This window comes from Parasphingorhabdus sp., from assembly GCF_036963805.1.
In the GTDB taxonomy this organism is placed as follows: Bacteria; Pseudomonadota; Alphaproteobacteria; order Sphingomonadales; family Sphingomonadaceae; genus Parasphingorhabdus.
This window is the reverse complement of sequence record NZ_JBALUN010000005.1, coordinates 72,906-89,979: the sequence shown is the minus strand read 5'-3', so window position 1 is coordinate 89,979 and position 17,074 is coordinate 72,906. Positions and strand designations below refer to the sequence as shown.

At 52.5% G+C, this 17,074-nt stretch carries 18 protein-coding genes; 11 read left to right on the top strand and 7 right to left on the bottom strand.

Annotated features, from left to right (window positions below; genetic code table 11):
* Positions 1 to 13: 13 nt before the first annotated feature.
* The gene (locus V7676_RS13275; RefSeq protein ID WP_335660181.1) at positions 14 to 424 is read right to left on the bottom strand and encodes a YidH family protein; all 411 of its coding nucleotides are present in this window, start codon (positions 422 to 424) and stop codon (positions 14 to 16) included.
* Between the two features lie 478 nt (positions 425 to 902).
* On the opposite strand from V7676_RS13275, the gene V7676_RS13270 reads away from it, so the two are divergent.
* From V7676_RS13270 to V7676_RS13230, 9 genes are all read left to right on the top strand, one after another.
* Complete coding sequence (locus tag V7676_RS13270; protein ID WP_335660180.1) at positions 903 to 1,271, top strand: BlaI/MecI/CopY family transcriptional regulator; 369 nt, start codon at positions 903 to 905, stop codon at positions 1,269 to 1,271.
* Positions 1,268 to 3,361 carry a M56 family metallopeptidase gene (locus tag V7676_RS13265; protein WP_335660179.1) on the top strand — a complete coding sequence of 698 codons (2,094 nt, stop codon included), beginning with the start codon at positions 1,268 to 1,270 and terminating at the stop codon, positions 3,359 to 3,361. The genes V7676_RS13270 and V7676_RS13265 overlap by 4 nt, the downstream gene beginning before the upstream one ends.
* A 114-nt stretch (positions 3,362 to 3,475) precedes the next feature.
* The gene (locus V7676_RS13260) at positions 3,476 to 4,354 is read left to right on the top strand and encodes an MBL fold metallo-hydrolase (RefSeq protein WP_335660274.1); all 879 of its coding nucleotides are present in this window, start codon (positions 3,476 to 3,478) and stop codon (positions 4,352 to 4,354) included.
* Positions 4,351 to 5,052 (top strand): DUF4230 domain-containing protein, encoded by a 702-nt coding sequence (locus V7676_RS13255; RefSeq protein WP_335660178.1) that lies wholly within the window; start codon positions 4,351 to 4,353, stop codon positions 5,050 to 5,052. The genes V7676_RS13260 and V7676_RS13255 overlap by 4 nt, the downstream gene beginning before the upstream one ends.
* Positions 5,049 to 6,131, top strand: a complete 1,083-nt coding sequence (locus tag V7676_RS13250; RefSeq protein ID WP_335660177.1) for a Kelch repeat-containing protein — start codon at positions 5,049 to 5,051, stop codon at positions 6,129 to 6,131. Before V7676_RS13255 ends, V7676_RS13250 begins: the two co-directional genes overlap by 4 nt.
* Positions 6,132 to 6,185: 54 nt before the next feature.
* Positions 6,186 to 7,199 (top strand): quinolinate synthase NadA, encoded by a 1,014-nt coding sequence (gene nadA / locus V7676_RS13245; protein WP_335660176.1) that lies wholly within the window; start codon positions 6,186 to 6,188, stop codon positions 7,197 to 7,199.
* Positions 7,199 to 7,729: a DUF6680 family protein gene (locus V7676_RS13240; protein ID WP_335660175.1), complete on the top strand. Its 531-nt coding sequence runs from the start codon at positions 7,199 to 7,201 to the stop codon at positions 7,727 to 7,729. The genes nadA and V7676_RS13240 overlap by 1 nt, the downstream gene beginning before the upstream one ends.
* Entirely contained in the window at positions 7,726 to 8,586 is an 861-nt protein-coding gene (gene nadC, locus V7676_RS13235; protein WP_335660174.1) for a carboxylating nicotinate-nucleotide diphosphorylase, read from the top strand. Before V7676_RS13240 ends, nadC begins: the two co-directional genes overlap by 4 nt.
* Positions 8,586 to 9,314, top strand: a complete 729-nt coding sequence (locus V7676_RS13230; RefSeq protein WP_335660173.1) for a ribonuclease T2 family protein — start codon at positions 8,586 to 8,588, stop codon at positions 9,312 to 9,314. Before nadC ends, V7676_RS13230 begins: the two co-directional genes overlap by 1 nt.
* Before the next feature lie 285 nt (positions 9,315 to 9,599).
* On the opposite strand, the gene V7676_RS13225 is transcribed toward V7676_RS13230, so the two are convergent.
* The 3 genes from V7676_RS13225 to V7676_RS13215 are packed head-to-tail and all read right to left on the bottom strand — an operon-like array spanning position 9,600 to position 13,038.
* Positions 9,600 to 10,022, bottom strand: a complete 423-nt coding sequence (locus V7676_RS13225; RefSeq protein ID WP_335660172.1) for a DUF4112 domain-containing protein — start codon at positions 10,020 to 10,022, stop codon at positions 9,600 to 9,602.
* A 32-nt stretch (positions 10,023 to 10,054) separates the two neighbouring features.
* Positions 10,055 to 11,572, bottom strand: a complete 1,518-nt coding sequence (locus V7676_RS13220; protein WP_335660171.1) for an ABC transporter substrate-binding protein — start codon at positions 11,570 to 11,572, stop codon at positions 10,055 to 10,057.
* Entirely contained in the window at positions 11,569 to 13,038 is a 1,470-nt protein-coding gene (locus V7676_RS13215) for a peptide ABC transporter substrate-binding protein (protein WP_335660170.1), read from the bottom strand. The genes V7676_RS13220 and V7676_RS13215 overlap by 4 nt, the downstream gene beginning before the upstream one ends.
* 218 nt (positions 13,039 to 13,256) lie before the next feature.
* Between V7676_RS13215 and V7676_RS13210 the strand changes: the two genes are divergently transcribed.
* The gene (locus V7676_RS13210; protein ID WP_335660169.1) at positions 13,257 to 13,577 is read left to right on the top strand and encodes a helix-turn-helix domain-containing protein; all 321 of its coding nucleotides are present in this window, start codon (positions 13,257 to 13,259) and stop codon (positions 13,575 to 13,577) included.
* Positions 13,578 to 13,581: 4 nt separating this feature from the next.
* Complete coding sequence (locus tag V7676_RS13205) at positions 13,582 to 15,249, top strand: SulP family inorganic anion transporter (RefSeq protein ID WP_335660168.1); 1,668 nt, start codon at positions 13,582 to 13,584, stop codon at positions 15,247 to 15,249.
* A 40-nt stretch (positions 15,250 to 15,289) separates the two neighbouring features.
* Here the strand turns inward: V7676_RS13205 and V7676_RS13200 are convergent, their stop codons facing one another.
* The 3 genes from V7676_RS13200 to V7676_RS13190 form a co-directional block, all read right to left on the bottom strand.
* Positions 15,290 to 15,790 (bottom strand): GAF domain-containing protein, encoded by a 501-nt coding sequence (locus tag V7676_RS13200; protein ID WP_335660167.1) that lies wholly within the window; start codon positions 15,788 to 15,790, stop codon positions 15,290 to 15,292.
* Positions 15,791 to 15,874: 84 nt separating this feature from the next.
* Positions 15,875 to 16,267, bottom strand: a complete 393-nt coding sequence (locus tag V7676_RS13195; protein WP_335660166.1) for a response regulator transcription factor — start codon at positions 16,265 to 16,267, stop codon at positions 15,875 to 15,877.
* A complete protein-coding gene (locus V7676_RS13190; protein ID WP_335660165.1) occupies positions 16,267 to 17,052 on the bottom strand; it encodes a response regulator in 786 nt (261 codons plus the stop codon). Before V7676_RS13190 ends, V7676_RS13195 begins: the two co-directional genes overlap by 1 nt.
* Between the last annotated feature and the right edge of the window lie 22 nt (positions 17,053 to 17,074).

Sequence of the window (17,074 nt, the reverse complement as noted above, 5' to 3'; positions counted from 1 at the left end):
GGATTGGCCTGACTTAATTGTCAGGCATTTCGATCAACCACATACCAATGGCAAGACAGATGCTGCCAGTCGCCATGGCACCGGCGATGAGTTGCAGGTTCATGCCCTTCATGGGTTTGGCATCATGTGCGCTCATCCGTCTTTGCACGCGGCAGCCGTTGCGCTGTGCCATGTAAAAAATGAAGATACCGATCAGAATGAACAGGCTGGCAATCGCTCTGGGCAGCCAAAAGGGCTGAAGCTTTCCGAACAGGGCGTTAAACCCCAGACCGATGCCGACCGCAGCTAAACCGGTTCGCATCCACCCGGCGAATGTCCGTTCATTGGCTAGAACTGTGCGGTCTTCGGCCCAATCGGTGCGGCTTTTGGCTAGATCGGTGCGGTTCTCAGCCAAATCAATTTTGCTATTTTGTTCTTCCGCCACTTTTTCTGCCCCATCTGTTTCCTGTCTTTAGATAATGGTTACAGAGCCATAATGTTCCACCAACCAATCAGAAGAATCAAAAACGGCCCGGATTAGGAGATCCGAGCCGTTATGATTTGGGTATCAGTGTAAGTAGTCTAAAATCTTTAATGAGAGGGGACTGCGGAGACCAGTACGCTGTCCCTCTCATTGGCGTTTCATGGGTGTGAAACATAGGAACATAGATAACCTTGCACCGCGCGTGCCAGTTTCCATCGAGATTGATATTATAAGCACTTAGATGGTTAAAGATGCGTTAACTTTTTCGGAATTGTAAGATTTTTCGACATAAAGGCAGATGCGCTCTGGTTCGTATCCAGATTCAAGACTTTTCACCACTCATCGCAGAAATCCAATTTTACATTTACAAATTCGGCTAAAGAAACTACAGATGTAGTCAGTAGCGAGTCTCATTGCGTTATATAGGGAGAAACGGGATATGGTCGAACGTATCAGCGATGCCGAACATGAGATTATGGAAGTGCTTTGGCAAAAAGCACCGCTCACCGCTACGGAAGTGGCCGACCGCGTTGCCGATGCAAAAGGCTGGTCGCTGCAAACTGTCAAAACCCTGTTATCCCGTCTCGCTGCAAAGGCCGTAATCGGCACGGAACGCGAAGGTCGACGGTTCCTATATTCACCATTGGTAGAGCGCGATACCTATCTGGCGGGTGTTTCCCGCAAATTTGTCGATCGTCTTTTCGGCGGAAAAGTAACGCCTCTTGTTGCGCATCTGGCCGAAGCGGATCAGCTGACCGACGATGATATCCGGGAAATCGAGGAGCTATTGAGGGAGTTGAAGGGATGATCAACTGGACGATAGATACGATGGTGTCGATGAGCTTGCTCATGGCATTGGTACTGATAATCCGGAAACCGGTCAGCAATTTTTTTGGGGCACATATCGCCTATCTGCTTTGGGCTTTGCCGCTCGCGCGGTTGTTCATGCCGACATTGACGTTACAAGCACCGCCGCCCGTTGATGTTGGCGAAGCTGCTGCTACTGCCACCACACCGCTATTGTCTGAAATCGCAATGATTTCACCGGGTCAGACCGACGCCGTCAGTGCTCTTGCCTCTATCGACTGGGCTATGATTGCGCTGGTTATCTGGATCGGCGGCGCAGGCCTGTTGTTTATCAGCAAGTTGGCCGCCTATTTTCAGTTTCGCGAAGATATAGTCTCTGATGGCCAGTTGGTTGGCCGCCATGGGCGGATAAAGATTCTTGAAACGGCTGCTGTTAGCGGACCTTTGGCTTTCGGAATTTTCGAAAAATATATTGCCGTCCCGACCAATTTCTCCCGCGATTATGCCCCGCGGGAGAGGGAGCTGGCGCTGGAGCATGAAATTTCCCATCATGAATCCGGTGATCTCGCCGCGAATTTTGTCGGTCTGTTGGTACTTTCGCTCCACTGGTTTAATCCGGTTGCATGGTATGCGTGGATAGCCTTTCGTCAAGATCAGGAAACCGCCTGTGATGCGCGCGTTTTGCAAAATAGTGGCCGTGAATTGCGGGCTATATATGGGCGCACCATTGCTAAATCCGTGTCTGGTCATCAGCTTGGTTTGGCCAGTCCGCTCAACCAAAAGAACAAGATTAAGGATCGGCTGAAAATGCTGGGTCAAAAGGAAAAGTCCACTTTTCGCAAGCGGGTCGGCGCATTGATGGTCGGTGCCAGCACGGTGGTGGCATTACCGTTAACCGCGACGGTGACCTATGCCGAGGAAGTCTCAGCAACTCCGCAAGAAAGTGCGATGGCCGTGGACAGTGACAATGTCACAGGTGCTGCCGGATACCAGCAAAATAACCATCATAATAGCGAGGGCGGCAGCAGCATTATCGTCGCTGTAAAAAATGCAGATGGTTATAAATATAAGATCGATAATAATGGCCGCAGTTTCGAGTTCCAGTCGCCACGGAAATTGAAAAATGAGCAAATATCTGAAAAATTGCGCGAAATGGGCGGGTCTGGGCAAAATATTAATATTCCTGTGGCGCCTATTCCGCCAGTTCCACCGGTACCGCCTGTAGCCCCTGAGCCATTGAATATCACGATGCTGAACGGTGAAAAAAACTGGGCACAGGTTCGGGCCAGCGGGAACGAATATGTCCACAAGATCCAACATAATGGCCGGACCGTGATATTGCGGACCAATAAACAGTTAAGCAAAGATCAGGTTCGCTCTATGGTCGAGAAAGCCGAAAAATCACGCCGCGAAGCGGACGAAGTGCTGCGAGAAACGAAATTTCATGGCCGGGATGCCCACGCTGCACTGGCCGAAGCCGCTCAGGAATTGAAGCAGGCGGAGCGGGAGTGGAAACAGAAAAATAAAGAGCTTTCGCATCTGGACAGGCACACCCGTTCGGAAGTTGAGCGTGCCTTACAAGAGGCACGGCAGGAAGTCCGTGAGGCGCAGCAGGAGGCGGCCCAAGCCATTAGGGACGCTGAACAGGACGCCCGCGAGGCACAGCGCGAAGCCATTGAAGCTGCCCGTGAAGCGCAGCAAGAAGCCCGCGAAGGGAAAAGTGTGGCCGCCCGGGTATGGGGTGTCTCGCAAATCGTTTTCAAACCTATTTCCAAGTCTGTTGCTAGCAGCGTGAACGAGTCCAGTGGGAGGAATATCTCGCGGAATTCTAACGCAGCCAGAAACCGGAACGCCAATTGCGTGGTTATGAACAGGGGAATTGCTTTTGCAGGGCAAGGCACGATGAAAGATCGGACTTTGGCTGTAGTTGCAGGCTGCGGGGCATTCGAGGTCAAGATTGACGAACAGGCCATTTTGAAAGTTGCGCGTGAAGGTCTTGAACAAGCCCGCGCTGAGGCTGCTAAATGCGATAGTAAAGATGTTCAGCATGACGGGAAGATCAAGGCTAAAAATCAGCTTTCCATGACCTGAAACCCACCAAAAACCATCGTCACCAAATCGGGAGGGGTCTGTTTTGCAGGCCTCTCCCCTTTTTTTGGCGATTTTCATGGTTGTTTTATGGTCGGGATATGCCACATCTTGATCATGAATGCAGATTTTGATCCCGATAGCTTCCCGACCGGCCTTGCAGAACAGCTAGAACCGCTGGTTATGCGCGTGCTCGCCGGCAATCCCAGCCCCTATACCTTCACCGGTACACAGACTTATGTCGTCGGCCATAAGAGCGACCGCGCGGTCATCGATCCGGGGCCAGCGATTGACGAGCATATTGATGCGATATTGGCGGCGGTTGGTGATGCCAAAATCACCGCGATCATGTGCACCCACACGCACCGCGACCATAGCCCTGCGGCTATTCCGCTGGCTGCCCGCACTGGCGCGCCAATTATCGGCTGTGCGCCGTTGGTCATCAATGACGACGGGCCGCGTGCGGATGAGAGTTTCGATAAAACATATAATCCCGACCGGGTGCTGACAGACGGGGAAATTCTGTCCGGCGATGGTTGGACGATAGAGGCAGTCGCAACGCCAGGGCATACGTCCAATCACCTGTGTTTCGCGGTGCAGGAATCGGGTGCCATGTTTACCGGTGACCATGTCATGGCATGGTCGACCAGTGTCATTGTTCCGCCGGATGGCGATATGGCCGACTATATGGCTAGTCTGCAAAAAATCTATGAACGCAAGGACAAGGTCTATTATCCTGCCCATGGAAAAAAAGTTGATAAACCGCAGCAGTTGGTCCGCGGCATGATGGGCCACCGCAAACAGCGCGAGCGCCAGATACTTAAGCTGCTTGAAAGCGGCGCATCGGCCATTCCGGAAATGGTAACGAAAATGTACAAGGGACTGGACCCGCGCTTGACGGGTGCGGCTGGCCAATCGGTTAAGGCGCATTTGATCGACCTTCAGAATCGCAAATTGGTCAGTGTTGATGATGACATCTGGAAAATATCTGCATGAACCGCCGTTATGCCATTCCCTTGGCCATCATGGCGGGGGTGCTGATATTATTGGGCGCGTTGTCATGGTTGCTGCTCTCAAAATTCGAAAGCGGGTTCAGCCCGGACCCTGTGTCAATTGCCAGCGCCAGCCTTGACGGGCTGCGCGAGCAAAACCGCCTGACGGTTTTTTCCGCCAGCTATAATGCGACGGTAACGACCACCGTTACCCGTATGGGACTGACAGCACGCAAGACGCTGATCATGCCAGGATCGGTGCGTTATGAGGTGGATCTGGGCAAGCTGGATGCTGACAAGGTTCGTTGGGATGAAAAAACAAACACGCTGTCGGTCGAGATGCCGCCGATAGAAATTGCCCGCCCAGAGGTGCAAATCGATCGCATTCAAAGCTATGATGATGGCGGCATATTAATGGCGCTGACGGATGCGGAAAAAACATTGGATCAGGCTAATCGGCAAAAGGGCGTTGCGGAACTGGCAAAGCAGGCGAAAAGCCCGTTGCAAATGCGATTGGCCCGCGATGCCGCGCGGCGGGCGGTGGAATCCAGCTTTGTATTACCTTTGCGCGCCGCTGGTTTGGATGCGAAAGTAGACGCCTTTTTTGATTTTGAGCGCGGCGCGGACAATGCGGATCGCTGGGATGTGTCCCGTTCGATCAAGGATGTGCTGGGGGATAAGGAAAAGCAAGGGACGGAATGATGGGCAATCAAACGAAAGGTCTGATCGGCCTGATGGTGTTTCTTCTAATCAGCGCATGCGGGCAGGAACCCGAGGAACCACCCATTTCCAAGACTGCAGACTTCGAGCTTCCCGCACCGATCAGCAATAATGCCGTGGCCTTGGCCGAAGGCCCTGATGGTCCCACACTCTATAGCTTTAACGGTCTGAAATCGGGGAAGAACTGGCAAGACACCAGCAATGCGGCCTTTGCCTGTGTCATCAGCTCCGAAAAATGCGAAGAAATTGCCCCTGTGCCAGTAAGCGAAGGGCGTTTGGCCAGTGCTGCTGTGACCGTGGCAGGCAAAATCTATCTCTTCGGCGGTTATACAGTGGCGGAAAATGGGGATGAGGTTTCTACGCCTGAGCTGTTCGTCTTTGATCCCAAAACACAGGATTATAAACGCCTGACCGATATGCCGACGCCGGTAGATGACATGGTCGTGCTGCCCTATCGCGGGCGCTATATCTATCTGGTATCCGGCTGGCATGATGAAGCCAATGTCGGGCTGGTCCAGCTCTATGATACGCAATTTGATATATGGAGCATGGCGACCGAATTCCCCGGAAAGCCGGTATTTGGCCATGCCGGTGGGCTGGCCAATCATAGCATGATCATCACCGATGGCGTTGCCGTGGCCGGGCTGGTTGAGGGACGGCGTAAATTTGCAGCTGCGCCCTTTGCATGGCGCGGTGATATTGATCCCGGCGATCCGGCGCGGATTAGTTGGCGCGCCGTAAAGCCCCATCCCGGAGAGACATTTTACCGGATGGCGGCCATCGGCGATAATGATCGCGGCCAAGTGATTTTTGCGGGCGGCGGCGATAATCCCTATAATTATGATGCTATCGGCTTTGATAAGATTCCCGCCAAGCCATCGGACCGGATTTTTGTCTATGACCTTAAATCCGATGCGTGGCAGGAAAAGGGTAGGCTCGCGGAGCCGAGCATGGATCACCGCGGGCTCGTAAAGTCGGGTAAAAATTACTATATCATGGGTGGAATGGATGCGGATCAGGCTGTAACAGCGCGGATTATGAAGTTCCGCATCGATGATTGATCTTCGCTGCTGCGTCGTGGCATAGCGACAGTAAGATACTTAAAGGAAAAGATAATGGACGCACGTGGTGGAATCGGTGGCAGCTTGGCTGGAGTGGATATTGTTGAGGAAATCAACAAGCTGCGTAAAGAGCGCAACGCGATCATCCTCGCCCATTATTACCAGAAACCGGAAATTCAGGATATTGCGGATTTTGTAGGAGACAGTCTGGAGCTTTCCAAAAAGGCGGCGGAAACCGATGCCGATGTGATTGCCTTTTGCGGTGTGAAATTCATGGCAGAAACGGCGAAAATCCTGTCACCTGAGAAGATTGTCGTGCTCCCTGATATGGATGCGGGCTGTAGCCTTGAAGACAGTTGCCCGCCTGATAAGTTCAAAGCATTCCGCGACGAACATCCCGATCATATTGCGCTGACCTATATTAACTGTTCTGCCGAGGTGAAGGCGCTGAGCGACATCATCGTGACCAGTTCATCTGCCGAGCATATTCTTTCGCAAATTCCGCTCGACCAGAAAATCATCTTTGGACCGGATAAACATCTTGGCGGCTATATCGCCAAGAAAACCGGCCGCGATATGTTGCTGTGGCCTGGTGTCTGTATCGTGCATGAGGCGTTTAGCGAGACTGAGCTGTTGAAACTGCAAACCCAGCATCCCGGCGCACCTGTGGCCGCTCATCCCGAATGTCCGGCCTATATTCTCGATCACGCGGACATGGTCGGTTCGACCAGCGCGATCCTGAAATATGCTAAGGAATTTGAAGGCGATACGATCATTATCGCGACCGAGCCGCATATCATCCACCAGATGGAAAAAGCGGTACCGGAAAAGAATTTCATCGGCGCCCCCGGTGCGGATGGCAACTGCAACTGCAATATCTGCCCGTATATGGCGCTCAACACGATGGAGAAGCTTTACATCGCCCTGCGCGATCTGGAACCACGGATCGAGATGGACGAAGAGCTCCGCCTGCAGGCCCGCAAGTCGATCGACAAAATGATGGAAATGGCCAGCGCAACCGTGGGGCAGGGTGATTTGGGACCGGCTGATCTGGCGCATAAGGGGTGATGATGGCGGCGTCCACCGCACCACTTTTGACAGATTGGTTGGCCGTTGGTGCATCATCCTTGACAATGCTAGCAGCTTTTTCTGCCCTTATTATAGCATGGAAGGCACCCAAGGCTGCTGCTCGTTGGGCTGATCGTTATCGTTCAGAATCTGAAAAAGCTAATGAGCGTGAAAAACTCAGGACTAATGTTTTTATCTCCTTAATGAAATGTCGTTCTCAGCTTGTGCATCAAGATGCATTAGCTGCATTGAACCTACTCGATGTTGCATTTGCGGAGGATAAACCCGTAAGAGATGCTTACCGATCCTTCATTGAAGCAACAGGCGAAAGTCCTTCAAACTACACAAAAATCTTGGAAAGATATTATGTAATCATTGAAAAAGTTGCACAGGCAGTCGGGATGTCGGACCAGATCAGCACTTTCGATGTTCGAGGTGGCTATTATCCAACCGTCCTAGGGAAGTTCGATGAGGCCGCAATTGCCGATGCTGAAGAAAAAATAGCAAGAAGACAAAAGGCTCCGAAATGACCTTCACCCTAGACCGCTTCGACCTCAATGCCTTCGTGCAATCCACCCTCGCCGAAGATCTCGGCGCGCCATATGGGGAAGGTGGCCGCGATGTCACATCTGAAGCGGTAATTCCCGTTGACGCCATCTTCACCGGTGTGATGGATAGCCGTGATGATGCGGTCATCGCGGGATTGCCGATTGCGGAGGCTTTCTTTCGGTCGCTCGATCCTAACGTTGAAATCGAAATCTTGGTTCAGGAAGGTGAAGCGGTCACCGCAGGTACTGATATCATGCGCCTGAAAGGCAAGGGCCGCGCGTTGCTGACGGCAGAACGTAGCGCGCTGAACACTGTGCAGCATTTGACCGGCATTGCGACGATGACCAATGAATATGTCCGTAAAATTCAGGGTACGAACTGCACTTTGCTCGATACGCGCAAGACCATTCCCGGACTGCGTGTGCTGGAAAAATATGCCACGCGCATGGGCGGCGCGCAGAACCATCGCATGGGTCTGTGGGACGCAGCCATGATCAAGGATAATCATGTCGCGGTCGCCGGCAATATTAGCGAAGCGGTCAAGCGCGCCGTGGATGCAGGGATTAAAAAAATCATTGTTGAAGTGGACCGGGTGGAACAGATCGAACCGGCACTGGCGGCAGGGGCGACCCATTTGTTGCTCGACAATATGAAACCAGCGACCTTGCGCGGGGCCGTGACCCTGATCGGTGGCCGCGTGGTGACAGAGGCTTCAGGCGGCGTTACGCTGGAGACGATTTTTGACAAAGCCAATACTGGCGTGGACTTTATTTCGGTTGGCCGTTTGACCCAAAGCGCACCGGCGGCAGACATCGGGTTGGACTTTGAGCAGGTTTGATGCACAATAGTCTGTGCAATTTGACAATTTCGGCCATAGGCTTTGCGGCTATATTCATACCATCGGTGGCCCAGGCCCAAGCCTATCAGTGCGGTTCTGCATCCCAGATAAAATCCGCCGCGCCGGCCCCCAAACCAGCCGATGAGCCGCGCCGGATCAAGCCGATCACCGGCTATACGCTGGCGATGAGCTGGTCGCCGGAATTTTGCCGTCTGCGCAAGGATAGCAAGCGCGATAAAACCCAATGCAGCGGGGATGATGGCAGTTTCGATTTCATATTACACGGGCTTTGGCCGGAGGCGCAGGGGACAGCCTATCCGCAATGGTGCAGCGCGACCAAGGCGTTGCCGCCAGCGATAGTGAAGCGCAATTTCTGCATGATGCCATCGCCGCGCCTGATGTCTAATGAATGGGCGAAACATGGCACCTGCATGGCCAAGCGGCCGGAAACCTATTTCCGGATTTCGCGGATCATGTTCGGTGCCGTGGAATTCCCCGATATGGACCGGCTATCGCGCAAACCGTTGACGGCGGGCGCGCTTCGCGAAGCCTTTGTGGCTGAAAATGAAGGATTGGGACCGGATATGATCCGGTTGAAGATCAACCATCGCGGGTGGCTGGAAGAAGTCCGGCTATGTCTGGGGCCAAATTTCCGACCCCGTCGCTGCCCAAACCATATGAGGGCGGTGCGGGATGACATGCCGGTCAAAATCTGGCGAGGGGCGTAGCGGGATTCACCTAATAACCTCGTCATCCTGAACTTGTTTCAGGATCTATCGCGGCATCGTTATTCAGATCCTGAAACAAGTTCAGGATGACGATGGTGGGCTTTCCTACACACCGCTATATGTGATAATCCCGACCCTGTTCTTTCTCCGTCTAAAATATTGATACGGCTTGCTTTTCATGGACCCCATGCCCGCAACGAGGGTGTGTGACATGTGTGAATTTTGGATTATAATTTCGCGGTGGGATTTGAACACAAGACCCTGTGATGTGTGTGAACTTTGGCGCTAACCCTCAATCGTTCGGGTGCCGGGATGATGCTTGTCGAGATGCTTGGTAATGATCCGTAAATTGCGGCTGTTCGAGCGCCAGATAAAGTCGAATATATCACCTGCCAACGGGATCGCGCCCAAAGCGGTATCAATCCCGACATTGGTTGCCATGCGGGTAAGCTGCCATTTGGACATGCCCAGATTGCGTGCTTCCCAGACGATATAGGCGCCCATAAGTGCGGTGGCGATATCACCGACGACAGGGATTAGGCCGACCAATGAATCGAGTCCTATGGGTCGATTAATGCCGGGGATAACAAAGGCGCGCTCCAGCAGCTTTTCCATGGCTTCGACACGGGCGCGCACCGCTTGCGGATCGCGGCTTACATCGGGTAATTGTTCGGCCAATCGTTTGAGCTGTTCTTCCGAAATCGCCATATGCACTCCTACTATATTGCGCACCTACATGGTTAGGATATGGGAATCCCAACTAGCGAATTCAATGGATGCCAGCCGCGCGCGTTGACCGCAAAGCCGCGCTGGGCGGGCCTACTGATCGACCAGCGGACCGGGACTGCCAATGGGATATAGCTATAATATTGGACCATCATAACCTCGGTTTCTGCATAGATCCGAGCCTTGATTTCCAAATTGGTCGCGGCATTGCCCTCTGCAATTTTGGCGTCGGCATCGTTCAGGCAGACCGGAGTTTTGGCGCAGGTCAGGCGGGATAGAAACCATTGGGCGCTGTCATAGGGCGCGATTTCATCGATCAACCGGACATCCGCAGCCTGATCCAGTGTCGTTTGGCGGGCATCCAAGCCTATGCGGCGCAAATCCGAACGAATACGTAGGAACAATATGTCTGCCCCCGAGGCATCAGGCAAGGCTATGGTCAGAGGCATGACCGGGCCTTCTAGCGCGACCCACCGTTTCACATGCTCACGCGCAAATTTCTGGCGGGCCTGCATGTTCATGCTGGCCCAATTGGGCCGCGCGTTAATGCCCGCAACATTTAACGCATCGGGGATGATTTTCAGGCGGCTTTGCCAGGCTGTTACGCTGGGAAAGGACGTTAATAGGGCAGGGCGATCAATTGCCATGGACAATATTTCGCGGTTTTTGGGTAAGGACCAAAATCCGTTCGCTTTTAGAAATTTCAGCCCGAATAAACCGGCGACCGGATTGAGCTTCAAATCATTGCTACTCACGCCGGACTCATCAACAAGCGGAAGGTGGTGAAATTGCCCATTCAAGACCAGATCGGTATAGCCTGCGGTATAGCGGGCCAGTGCTTTTGCGGCGCTTTCGCTGCGCACCATGACCAGGCGCGGGTCGTCCTCTGTTTCATTGTCCGGGGATTTTGCATCCCCCTTGTCATTTCCGTTTTCCGGTGAGGCCTGATTGAAAATGCCAAGCGTATAGGCACGATCATTTTTCACTTCGCTCATCGGACCGGCCCCGTGGCTAGCGCGGAATAAACCCATTTCCGGCTGTGCCATGAGCTGCAGAAAATTCGGATGCGGTGATTTGAGCCGGATTTCAATCACGCGGCCTGTCATGGAGATTATCTCGTCAATCGCCTGTAGGTCTTCACCAATACGGCTGGGGCGCAATTCCTTAATCCGTTGGCGTAGCAGTTTTGCAACGCGTTCTGATGTTATTTGCCGTCCGTCATCCCATTTCGCTTCGTGGAGGCGGAAAATATAGCTGAGCCCGTCGTCCGTTACGATCCACCGTGCGGCGAGTGCCGGGACTACGCGGCCTTGTTCATCAAATCCGACCAGTCCTTTGGCAATGGCGGCACGGGCGGTGGCGGAAGCATAATTTAGATTGATCCCAATCGGCTTTATCGCGGGATCGCCATCGTCGATTATCGAAACGCGCGCGCGATCATCGTCTTGAGGCATGCCGCAGGATGACAAAAATAGCGATGCCGTGGCGATGACAAAAAATGCTTTGAAAACAGGGCGGCGGCGATGAATCATTTTGGCCTTATACGCAGAGTATAGCTGGGATGCACATTGGAAATATTATCCTTCCATCCGTCAATTCGTTTTCCGACAAGGGAACGGGTTACATAGAAATAAAGCGGCAATATCGGCATGTCCTTTATCAAGATTTCATCGGCGCGGCGCATCAGCGCGTTTCTTTTGTCTGGATCAGCCGTCGCAATAGCCTGTGCAACAACGGCATCATAGGCGGGATTATCATAGCCCGAATAATTTCCGGCACCATTGGCCGACTGATGCACCGTGAGGAAATTCTCCGCCACTGGTAAATCCGCGATCCATCCCGACCGCGCGAGCGCAAAATCATGCTGCCTTAGCGCTGCAAAATGCAGGGCCGCTTCGCTGTTAAACAGACTGGCCTCGACAAATAGCGGCTTCCACATGGCGGCTAGCGCGACCGAGACGCGGCGATGTTCGGCGGAACTGTTAAACCGGATTTCGAATTTTAAGGGATGGGCCGAATCATAACCAGCCTGACGGAGCAATTTTCGCGCTGTTGCCAGCCGCTTTTCCCGCGGCCAATCTGCCCATGCGGGTTTTGCACTAATGCCGCCGGTCATCTCAGCGGGTAGCAGATTCCATGCTGGAATATTGCCGGTCGCGATCACTTTTTCCGCTATCCACCGGCGTTCCACAGCCATCGATAGCGCGGTTCGAACCCTGACATCGTCAAACGGCGCTCTGCGGGTATTAAATGCAAAATAATAGCTGCCCAAATAGGGCATGCTATGAGCCAAACCCGGATGGTTCTCGTTCAACCATTGGTGACGGCTGGCGGGATAATCGGCGGCAATATCGGCCCCGCCTGCCAATATGAGCCGCATCGCTGACAGGCTGTCATCCATGGGTTTCCAGATAATCCGTGCCGTGGGAGCCGGTTCGTCATGCCAATGGGGATTGCGGGTCATCAGCGCATGATCGTTAAGCTGCCATGTGGCTAATTGATATGGGCCGCTGGACACCATCGGCCGTTCACTGGTCCATCTGTCACCGATTTTCTCAATGCGGTGCAGCGGCAGGGCAGCCATTGCCGGATGGGAGAGTAAGACCGGTAGTGAGGGCGACGGCGCGCGCAGCGACACAACGACATATGGACCTGAAGCCGTTACCGCTGCGATATTGGCGAATAGTGCTTTGGTTGGAGAGGCTGTTCGGGAAGACTGAAGGCGTTGCCATATTTGCGGAAACACTGACGCCTCAAGCGCTGTCCCATCGGAAAACCGTAATTCATCGCGCAGCGGAAAAGTCCAATGCAATCCATTTTCGGAAACGCTCCAGCTTTTTGCCTGTCCCGGTTCTGCGTCGCCGGCGGCATTAAGCCGCGTCAACCCTTCAAACTGGTCAGCGGCAATGCGTAGCGACGCCAGATCGGATATTTTCTGGGGATCAAGGCCCTTGATCTCGGAATCGGATAGCCGGACAATCTGATCCGGACCCGGCATGCTGTCTGCGCTCGGCTGGCTTCCACATCCGGGGAGCAATAGGGCGAAGGTGAAAAGAGTGAATATGCGCATAGGACATCAGTAAATGTTTTTGCAGGATCGACAAATGGTTACTCTGATGATGAGGGCATTTCTTCCATTAAATAGACTTATGTTTACGGATCAGTTATTATATGATAAATATCATTTATGATGTTTAATATATCAATCCTTGTAATATGATCACTTCTCAGCAAATGAGAGCTGCAAGAGCTTTGCTGGGAATTGACCAGCGGCAATTGGCTAAATTTGCCGGGCTTTCACTCCCGACAATCCAGCGCATGGAGGCATCTGACGGACAGGTGCGCGGCGTGGTTGATACGCTCGTCAAGGTGATCGGTGCTTTGGAAAGCCAAGGCGTTGAACTCATCGGAGAAAATGCGCCGAGCACCGGCAGTGGTCGCGGCGTGCGCTTGCGCGAGAATTTGGAAGGAAAATCTTCCGGGCAGGTGAGTTCTGCTCTGTTCGACCAAGCCGAACCTAAAGCCACTGAGGGCTAGATTGGTGCAAAAGTTTGAACCGAAAATTATTACCACTATGCGTGAGGGTTATAACCTAAGCAGTTTTAAGGCCGACAGCACGGCCGGACTGACGGTCGCCATTGTTGCGTTACCGCTATCGATGGCACTTGCCATTGCCAGCGGCGCATCTCCCGATAAAGGTTTGATTACAGCAGTCATAGCAGGGTTTCTCATTTCGGTTCATGGGGGATCACGGGTTCAGGTTGGCGGCCCAACCGGTGCTTTTGTTGTCGTGATCTTCAACGTCATAGCGCAACATGGCTATGACGGGTTGCTGCTAGCCACACTGATGGCAGGTTTTATCCTGATCGCCGCAGGCCTATTTGAGCTTGGCCGCTTGATCAAATATATTCCGCATCCCGTTGTCACCGGCTTTACCGCAGGAATAGCGGTGATTATCGCATCCAGTCAGGTGAAGGATTTTTTCGGACTGGCAGTGGACAATGTCCCGGCGGAATTTCTCCCTAAGTGGCAAGCCTATTTCGGTGCAATTTCGACCACTCATATTTTAACTATGAGCATTGGTGTCTGGGCTTTAGCGATCATGATAGCTCTGCGCAAATATGCACCAAAAATGCCGGGGTTCCTGATCGCTATAATTGCCACATCACTCATGGTGGCGGTTCTCAAACTTCCTGTTGATACGATAGGAACTCGCTTCCCCGATATTTCTCCTGGACTTCCCATACCGTCCTTGCCCGAAATGTCGTGGGCGAAAGCGGTTGAGGTGTTGCCATCCGCTTTCACGATCGCGTTTCTGGCCGGGATCGAGGCACTGCTTTCAGCTGTAGTTGCGGATGGCATGATCGGCACGCGGCACCGGTCCAATCAGGAGCTGATGGGGCAGGGCATCGCCAATCTCGGGTCAGCCTTCTTTGGTGGACTGCCCGCCACTGGCGCGATTGCGCGCACCGCTACTAATATCAAGGCTGGCGCAAAGACACCGGTTGCCGGGATGATGCATGCGATATTTATCCTGCTATTCATTTTGGTCGGGACGGACTTGATGGCTTATGTACCGATGGCGGCTCTTGCCGCGATTCTATTTGTCGTCGCTTGGGGTATGAGCGAATTTGACCGGTTTATCGCGCTGCTGCGCATGCCCAATAGTGACCGAGCCGTTCTGCTGCTGACATTTGGATTGACGGTGTTTGTGGATTTAACCGTGGCCATCGGTGTCGGTGTGACGCTTGCATCGCTACTGTTTATGGCAAGGATGAGTGAGACGGTCAGCGTTCAAAATGGCGCCGACGGTTCAAATGAGGCTGATCCGGATGTTGAGGAACTGGGGCAGCGCGATGATCTTCCGAAAGGCGTGGAGGTTTTTCGTATCAACGGGCCGGTCTTCTTCGGGGTTGCAGGTGAGTTGCTCGACGCGATGCGCAAAATAGGCCGCAAGCCAAAGGTCATTATCTTGCGTATGAGGCTGGTTCCTTTGCTCGATGCCAGCGGGGTCACGATGCTTGAAGAATTTATCGCGCAGGCGAAAATATCCGGTGCCAAAATCATATTGTCTGCGGTCCGGCCGCAACCACTGGAAATGCTCACCCGCGTTGGCTTGATTAATAACGAGGGCGATCTATTCTTTGAGAGCAATTATAAGGCTGCATTGAAACGGGCTGAAAATTTGGCGGATGCCACGCTACGTTAATCATGAGACTGCTCAGTTTTATATGGCGCTGTTCTTTGTATTATGAAGGTGCATTTTTTCGAAGTTCCAGTTCATGAATGACTAGCTGAGCCAATTGACTGAGCAGTTCGATGGATTCATCGTCAAACTCTCTGGGGGTGGTATCGATTGCACATAGTGATCCGATATTGAATCCACCGGGCGTTAAAAGCGGTACGCCTATATAACTTCGTATGTTGGGATTACCAGTGACCAGAGGGTTTTTACTAAACCGGGAATCCAGCCACGCATCTTCGACAATCATGGGCTTTGCATTTTTGATGGTGTGCGTACAAAATGAAATGTCGCGTGCAGTTTCATCCACATCTAGGCCTTGCCGCGATTTGAACCATTGCCGGTCAGCATCGACAAGGGAAATGGCCGTTATCGGGCAGCGGAGCGCCATCTCCACAACTTTGGTTATACGATCAAATCGTTCCTCATGGCCGGTATCGAGTATATTATAGCGGTGAAGAGCTGCCAGCCTACCCTGTTCATCATTCAATTTTGTCATTAGGTTCATTGTGTCGGAATTCCTGTAATTTAGACTTTACGGCGCACGGTCTCTGATAATTTCGAGGTGCAGTGTGGTAAGTAGACTGGCAGTTCAGTGGCTCATATTTCCGCCCGAGCGTCCCTCTCTGAGCAAAGATTCCGCAAGGAAAATTAGATATTCTGGATCGAATGGTTTCTTAATATAGCCGTCAGCGCCGGCATAGGCGGCCAGACTGACGTCCTTCTCACTGGTTCGCGCGGTTAGCATGAGGACCGGCGTATTGTACAAATCACGACTAAGGCGAATGGATCGCAATACCTCAATCCCTGACAATTCCGGAATAGAACAGTCCAGAATCACCAGTTGAGGTTGCTTGATGTTTATGGCCTTTAAAGCAGCTTTGCCGGTCCCAACAAGGCCTACGACATGCCCGACGCTGGCCAATGTATCCCGAACAATTTCGCCCATGATATCATCATCTTCAGCATATATTATCCGGGCCATTAGATATATCCTTCCGTTTGGGCGATGGAGAATAAAATATCCGCATGGTCCGCGATTTTATCAGCCCGTTCCGAACGGCTCCAACTACGGATGCCATCTTCAATTTTCTTTGCCTGTGTACCGAGCTCCGGTTCACCGAACATGGCCGCTGTGCCCGCTAATTTATGCAATTGACCGCTGACTTCTGCCAGTTCGTGATCTAGAAATGTTCCCACCTGAATAAGACCCGTCAGGCTCCGAATGGCTTGGTCGCGCCTATTTGCATATCGGTTGTTCAATTCATCCGAGAACTGGTTTTTTTTGACGGGTCGAGGTGCCTCTGATGTTTTGGGCGACACTCGTGAGATTGTCTGCTCAACAACCTTTTCCAATATGTCCATCATGATGGGTTTTGCGATATGACCTTGCATACCTGCCGCAAAACAGCGATCAATATCGGCCTGATCGGCATTTGCAGTAATGGCCACAATGGGCAGGGATTTTTCTGAAACACCGCTAGCGCGGATCATGCGCGTAGCTTCAAATCCGTCCATGACCGGCATCTGGAGGTCCATTAATACCAGATCAATCGGACTGTTCGCCGATAGCGCGGAATCAATCCATGCAACCGCTTCCGCTCCATCAACCGCCAATTCCGTATGATATCCGAGTTCTTCGGTCATCGCCTTTATGAGGATCTGATTGATATCGTGATCCTCTACTAACAGCAAATGGCCTTTGGGTATGGGAGGTGCCGAAATTTCAGGCCTACCATCGGAGGACCCATTAATTTGTTCGCTATTCATTTTTGCTCCTCCTCATGATCGA

Bases quoted from the DNA above. Each gene is read 5' to 3' on its own strand.
- V7676_RS13230 (WP_335660173.1), top strand. From the start codon at position 8,586: ATGCACAATAGTCTGTGCAATTTGACAATTTCGGCCATAGGCTTTGCG.
- V7676_RS13210 (WP_335660169.1), top strand. From the start codon at position 13,257: ATGATCACTTCTCAGCAAATGAGAGCTGCAAGAGCTTTGCTGGGAATT.
- V7676_RS13255 (WP_335660178.1), top strand. From the start codon at position 4,351: ATGAACCGCCGTTATGCCATTCCCTTGGCCATCATGGCGGGGGTGCTG.
- V7676_RS13195 (WP_335660166.1), bottom strand. From the start codon at position 16,267: ATGGCCCGGATAATATATGCTGAAGATGATGATATCATGGGCGAAATT.
- V7676_RS13190 (WP_335660165.1), bottom strand. From the start codon at position 17,052: ATGAATAGCGAACAAATTAATGGGTCCTCCGATGGTAGGCCTGAAATT.
- V7676_RS13260 (WP_335660274.1), top strand. From the start codon at position 3,476: ATGAATGCAGATTTTGATCCCGATAGCTTCCCGACCGGCCTTGCAGAA.
- V7676_RS13240 (WP_335660175.1), top strand. From the start codon at position 7,199: ATGATGGCGGCGTCCACCGCACCACTTTTGACAGATTGGTTGGCCGTT.
- nadC (WP_335660174.1), top strand. From the start codon at position 7,726: ATGACCTTCACCCTAGACCGCTTCGACCTCAATGCCTTCGTGCAATCC.
- V7676_RS13270 (WP_335660180.1), top strand. From the start codon at position 903: ATGGTCGAACGTATCAGCGATGCCGAACATGAGATTATGGAAGTGCTT.
- V7676_RS13265 (WP_335660179.1), top strand. From the start codon at position 1,268: ATGATCAACTGGACGATAGATACGATGGTGTCGATGAGCTTGCTCATG.
- nadA (WP_335660176.1), top strand. From the start codon at position 6,186: ATGGACGCACGTGGTGGAATCGGTGGCAGCTTGGCTGGAGTGGATATT.
- V7676_RS13250 (WP_335660177.1), top strand. From the start codon at position 5,049: ATGATGGGCAATCAAACGAAAGGTCTGATCGGCCTGATGGTGTTTCTT.
- V7676_RS13215 (WP_335660170.1), bottom strand. From the start codon at position 13,038: ATGCCGGGTCCGGATCAGATTGTCCGGCTATCCGATTCCGAGATCAAG.
- V7676_RS13225 (WP_335660172.1), bottom strand. From the start codon at position 10,022: ATGGCGATTTCGGAAGAACAGCTCAAACGATTGGCCGAACAATTACCC.
- V7676_RS13200 (WP_335660167.1), bottom strand. From the start codon at position 15,790: ATGAACCTAATGACAAAATTGAATGATGAACAGGGTAGGCTGGCAGCT.
- V7676_RS13220 (WP_335660171.1), bottom strand. From the start codon at position 11,572: ATGATTCATCGCCGCCGCCCTGTTTTCAAAGCATTTTTTGTCATCGCC.